General features: G+C 75.3%; 3 protein-coding genes and 1 pseudogene. 1 reads left to right on the forward strand and 3 read right to left on the reverse strand.

Annotation, left to right across the window (positions count from 1 at the left end):
* Positions 1 to 17: 17 nt before the first annotated feature.
* Positions 18 to 1,671: pseudogene (gene mptB / locus AB0M52_RS29565) on the reverse strand (polyprenol phosphomannose-dependent alpha 1,6 mannosyltransferase MptB); the annotation flags it as partial.
* Positions 1,672 to 1,790: 119 nt separating this feature from the next.
* Positions 1,791 to 3,191 carry a polyprenol phosphomannose-dependent alpha 1,6 mannosyltransferase MptB gene (gene mptB / locus AB0M52_RS29570; protein ID WP_363960555.1) on the reverse strand — a complete coding sequence of 467 codons (1,401 nt, stop codon included), beginning with the start codon at positions 3,189 to 3,191 and terminating at the stop codon, positions 1,791 to 1,793.
* A 44-nt stretch (positions 3,192 to 3,235) separates the two neighbouring features.
* Between mptB (AB0M52_RS29570) and AB0M52_RS29575 the strand changes: the two genes are divergently transcribed.
* Positions 3,236 to 5,260 (forward strand): hypothetical protein, encoded by a 2,025-nt coding sequence (locus AB0M52_RS29575; RefSeq protein WP_363960558.1) that lies wholly within the window; start codon positions 3,236 to 3,238, stop codon positions 5,258 to 5,260.
* A gap of 78 nt (positions 5,261 to 5,338) precedes the next feature.
* Here the strand turns inward: AB0M52_RS29575 and AB0M52_RS29580 are convergent.
* Positions 5,339 to 5,615: hypothetical protein (locus tag AB0M52_RS29580; protein WP_363960560.1), on the reverse strand; the 277-nt coding region annotated here is incomplete at its 5' end.

A 5,615-nucleotide genomic window follows, 5' to 3' on the forward strand; every position in this document is an offset into this window, starting at 1 on the left:
GGCGTGAGCCGGGGTCACTCCCACTCGATGGTGCCCGGCGGCTTGCTGGTTACGTCCAGGGCCACCCGGTTCACCTCGGCCACCTCGTTGGTGACGGAGGCGGGGCAGGACCCAGGCCACCAGGCCGATTACCAGGACGGTCATCGCCACCGCGCCCGGTGCCTTCGTCAACCGGGCCAGGTTGGTGCCGTCCGGCAGGGCGAGGAAGGACGCCACCGCGCACGGCAGCACGAACCAGGCGGTCCGGACCGCCGCCACCGCCAGTACGGCCAGCGGCCAGGTCGCGTACCAGGGGTGGAACACCGGGGCGAGGGCGACCGTGGCGGCCAGCGCCAGCCCGGCACCGAGCAGCACGACCCGGGCACCCGCCTCCGCCCCCCGCTGGCCGCTGTCACCGACGGCGCCACGCCCTGCATCGCCAACGCCACGCACTGCGTCGTCGGCGCCAGGCCATCCGTCGCCGGTGTCCCAGCCGCGCAGTACCAACCAGGTGCGCCACCACAGCAGCAACAGCAGGACGGCCAGCAGCACCAGTCCGACGAGGCGGGCCAGCGGTACCGCATCGGGTTGGCGGCCGATCAACTCTCCGGCGTAGTCGACGACCATGCCGACCGCGGTCGGCGGTGAGGTCCACTGCACGGTGTCACCACTGCGGCCCAACCCGGCGAGCCAGCCGAGCCCGAGACCGGACAGCAACGAGGTGACCACCAACCCGCCGAGCACCCCGGCGGCGAGGGTGCCACCGTCGCGTAGCAGCGCCGGTACGGTGTGCCGGCCGCGCACCGCGGCCAGCGCCGCGAACGGCAGTACCACCACGGCGGTCGCCTTCACCGACACCGCCAAGCCGAGCAGCACCCCCGCGACCAGCAGCATCCCCGCGAACGGCAGCATCCCGGTGTTCAGCAGCGCCCCCGGCCGGCCCGATCGGCCCGGCTCCCCTCGGCCCGGCGGGCCCCCTCGGCCCACGCGGCCGGGTCGGTCCGCTCGGTCCGGGCGGCCCGGTCGGCGGACCAGGATCAGCAGGCCGAGCAGGAGCAGGCCGAGCATCACCGCGTCGTTGTGTGCGCCGGCCACCAGGTGCACGCCGACCAGCGGGCAGGCCAGCAGCAGCCAGACCGCCCGCCGGGTCGGCACCCCGGCGGCCCGGGCCAGGCCGGGCAGGCAGAGCGCCGCCAGCAGCAGTCCGGCCACGGCGAGCACCCGCAGCAGCACCACCGTGCCGACCAGGCCACCGCCGAGCACCACGGCCAGGGCGGCGAGCAGGACGAAGAACGGGCCGTACGGCGCCGGGGTGTCCCGCCAGATCGGCGCGACCGTCTCCAGCCAGGGGCAGCCGGCCGCCGCCACTCCCGTGGCGTACGGGTCACCGCCGTCGGCGTACACCCAGCCCTGGCAGGCGTACGAGTAGACGTCCCGGCTGCCCATCGGGGCGGTGACCAGCAGCGGCAACGTCCACAGCCCGGCGGTGACGTACGCCCACCGGGTCGACGGGGCGCCACCGCGCAGCGCCCACCAGGCGCCGACCATGGCGGCGGTGCCGAGCAGCCACAGCGCCACGATCAGTAGGCCGTCGCCGGCGTGCCAGACCCGGGTGGTGGTGGCGCCGGGCAGCGCGCCGCCGAGGTACCCGGCGACCGCCAGCAGCAACGCGCCCGCCAGGCCGGCGTACCGGGCGAGCCGGGCCCGGCCGGGCGGCGGACAGGCGGCTGACGCGGGCCGGGCGGCGGATCCGGAACGGGCGCCGGACGCGGGCGGGTTAGCGCCGGGGTCGGTCACCGGCGTACCTCTCCTCAGTCAGCGGGAACCGGGCGGCGGGCCGCCCGAGCCGACCGTACCAAGTGAACGGCCACCACGATCACCAACAGCGTCATCAGCGGCGCACCGACCGTCTTGGTGTACCGGGGCAGCCCGGTGCCGTCGGCCAGCACCTGGAACGCGGCGAACACCGTCACCGCGCTGAACCACCAGGTGCGGTGGGCGGTGGCGGCGAGCAGGGCCAGCGGCCAGAACCAGTACCAGGGGTGGAACAGCGGGGCCAGCGCCACCGTCGCGGTCAGCGCCAGCGCGGCGTGCCAGAGCGGATCGCGGGTGCGCGCCCGGAACCACAGCCAGACCAGCAGCACCGCCAGCACCACCATGCCGATCCCCCGGGTCACCGGCAGCGCGTCGATGTGCAGCCCGAACGGCAGCACCAGGTAACCGACGGTCTGCCCGACGGCGGTCGGCGGCGAGGTCCAGGCGATCACTTCGTTGCCGTGGGACAGCCCGGTGATCCAACCGAAGTCCAGCCCGGCGGCGACGGTGACCCCGAGCAGCGTGGCCACCGCCCCGCCGACCACCGGCGTACCGTGGCGAAGGAGGGCGCGCAGGGAGAACCCACCACCGATCGCGATGAGCGCCGCGAACGGCACCACCACCAGGGCGGTCACCTTGATCCCGGCGGCCATGCCGAGCACCACGCCCCCGGCCAGCAGCGGCCACGGCTGCCCCGACCGGCTGACCACGATGGCGAGCCCGGCCACCATCAGCCCGACCATCAGGGCGTCGTTGTGCACCCCGGAGACCAGGTGGACCCCGACCAGCGGGCTGGCCAGGGCCAGCCAGAGCGCCCGGCCGACCGGCACGCCGCAGCGGCGGGCCAGCACCGGCAGGCAGGCCGCCGTCAGCACCACACCGGCCACCGCGATCACCCGGAACAGCGCGATGCTGGCGAACAGCGAGCCGGTCGCGGCGACCACCGCCCCGGACAGCACCACGAACAGCGGCCCGTACGGTGCCGGAGTGTCGCGCCAGATGAACGACATGGTGTCCAGCCAGGGACACGGCAGGGTGGAGACGCCGAACTCGTACGGGTTGATGCCGTTGGAGAAGCTGGCGCCCTGGCAGGCGTACGCGTAGGCGTCCCGGCTGCCCAGCGGCGGCGTGAACAGGAACGGCACCAGCCACAGCCCGGCGGTGACCAGCGCCCACCGGGTCGATGGCACCCGGTCCCGCAGCACCCACCAGGCGGCCGCCATGGCGGCGGTGCCGAACAGCCACAGCCCGATGATCAGCGGCCCGTGCGGGCCCTGCCAGATCTTCAGCGGGGTGGGTCGCAGATCCCCGTCAGGCAGGGCGCCGCCGAGGAACGCGGCCACGGCGAGCATGATCGAACCGGCCAGACCAGTCCAGCGCACGAGGTGATGGGGCACGCCGGACATGCTGCCAGTACCGTGGTCGCGGTACGGAGGTGGGCATGCGGGGCAGTCGGGTGGTGGCGCTGGCCGCCGCGTCCGCCGTCGCGCTCGGGGTGGCGTACCTCACCCTCCCGCCGATGGGTTCGGACCTGGCGGCGCAGGTGGCCCGGGCCGACTTCTTCGCCGCGCACGGCCTGACCCCGGTCGACCTGCGCTGGTACGGCGGCGTCCAGCAGTTCGGCTACAGCCTGCTCGCCCAGCCGGTGATGGCCCTGCTCGGGGTACGTCTCACCGGCGTGGTGGCGCTGGTCGCGGCGGCGACCGCGTTCGCCGCGCTGCTGGTACGCACCCGGGTGCCCCGGCCGCTGCTCGGCAGCCTGGTCGGGGTGGTCACCATCGCCGGCAACCTGGTCTCCGGCCGGGTGACGTACGGCCTCGGGGTGGCCTTCGGCCTCGCCGCCCTGCTCGCCCTCACCTGGCGCCCCGCCGCCCGCCCAGCCGCGGACGCCGATTGGCCGCGACGCAAGCTGGCCGGGCCTGGCGATTCGCCCCGGCACGGCCTGGCCCGAAACGGTGATTCGCCCCGGCACGAGCTAGCCGGGGGCGGGCTGGCCGGGGCCGGCGGTTGGTCACGGCGCGATCTGGCCGGGGCCGGCGGTTGGTCACGGCGCGATCTGGCCGGGGCCAGCGGTTGGTCACGGCGCGGGCTGGCCGGTAACGGCGGTTGGTTGCGGCTCGGGCTGGCCGGAGCCGGAGCGCTGCTGGCCTCGGCGACCAGCCCGGTGGCCGGCCTCTTCGTCGGCCTCGCCGGGGTCGCCCTGCTGCTGTCCCGCCGGTACGCCGACGGGTTGCTCCTCGCGGTGGCGGCCGCCCTGCCGCTGAGCTTGACGGCGCTGCTGTTCGGCGACGGTGGCTGGATGAACATCAGCCGCACCGACACGGTCCGCGCGACGGTGACCGCACTGCTGGTCGCGGCGCTGGTCGGATACCGGCCGGTGCGGTCGGGTGCGCTGCTGGCGGCGGGCGGGGTGGTCGCGGCGGCGCTGGTGCACACTCCGGTCGGGCTGAACGCCACCCGGCTGGCGACCGTGTTCGCGTTGCCCGTCCTGGCCGCGGCGGCCCGCCCACCCGCATGGCTGGCCCGCTTCCGGCGTCCGGTACGCCGACCTGGCACGACTGTGCCGCCCGGCGGCGAGACATCGCCCAGCGCGGCGGCACCACAGGACGGCGAGGCACACCCCGGCACGACAATGCGACCAGACGGCGAGGCACACCCCGGCACGACAATGCGACCAGACGGCGAGGCACGGCCCGGCACGACAATGCGACCAGACGGCGGGGCACGGCCCGGCGCGACAATGCGGCCCGGCGGCAAGACGCCGGCTCGACGAACGGCGGGGGCGGTTGTGCTGGCCGTGCTGCTGGCGGCGGTGTGCTGGTGGCAGCCGCCGGTGGTCCCCGCCGACCTGCGCAGCATCGGCGACCCGACGAGCGATCCCGGCTACTTCGCTCCGCTGCGCGCCGAGTTGGACCGGCGCGGGCGCACCGGGCGGCTGGAGGTGCCGCCCACCCGCAACTACTGGGAGGCCGCCCGGCTCGGCGACGTCCCGCTGGCCCGGGGCTGGCTGCGACAGGCGGACATCGACCGCAATCCGCTGTTCTTCACCACCGTGCCCGGCGCGGCCGGCACCGGCGTGCCACTCGACGCGGAGAGCTACCGGGCCTGGCTCGACGAGAACGCGGTGCAGTACGTCGCGGTTCCCGACGCGCCGCTGTCCTGGGTCGGGCGGGCCGAGGCCGAACTGGTCACAGGCGGCCTGCCGTACCTGATGGAGGTCTGGTCCGATCAGCGCTGGCGGCTGTACGCGGTGGCCGACCCGACGCCGCTGGTCGGCGCGCCCGGCGAGCTGGTCCGCGCCGACGGCGCCTCGGTCACCTTCCGCGCTCCCGAAGCCGGCACGGTGTCGGTCCGCGTCCGGCACAGCCGCTGGCTGACCGCCAGCGGCGGCGCGACGGTCTCCGCCGACGGCGACTGGACGGCGGTGACGGTGCCGCGCGCCGGCACGTACACCGTCGGCGGCTGATCCGGCCGCCGGCTCTACTGCTCGCGGTGTTAAAAGGGGGCCCTTGCTCTACCGCAGGCGTTAACAAGGGGCCCTTCCTTACATCTCCAGGAGGCGTTCGGTGGCGGCGCGGGAGCGGCGGCCGGTGCGTAGGTACTCGTCGAGGAACTCGCCCGGGTCGTCGCGGCCGAGCAGTCGGACCACCCCGGCCAGCTCGACACCGTGCCGGGGTAGTTGGTCGCCGGCCCGGCCACGGACCAGCATCAGCGCGTTGCGGACCTGCGCGGCGAGGGTCCAGCCGGCCGCCATCGCCTCGGCGTCCGCCGGGTCGACCAGACCGGCGTCCCGGGCGGCGGCGAGCGCGTCGACGGTACGC

Source organism: Micromonospora sp. NPDC051296 (assembly GCF_040682255.1).
GTDB lineage: Bacteria > Actinomycetota > Actinomycetes > Mycobacteriales > Micromonosporaceae > Micromonospora > Micromonospora craterilacus.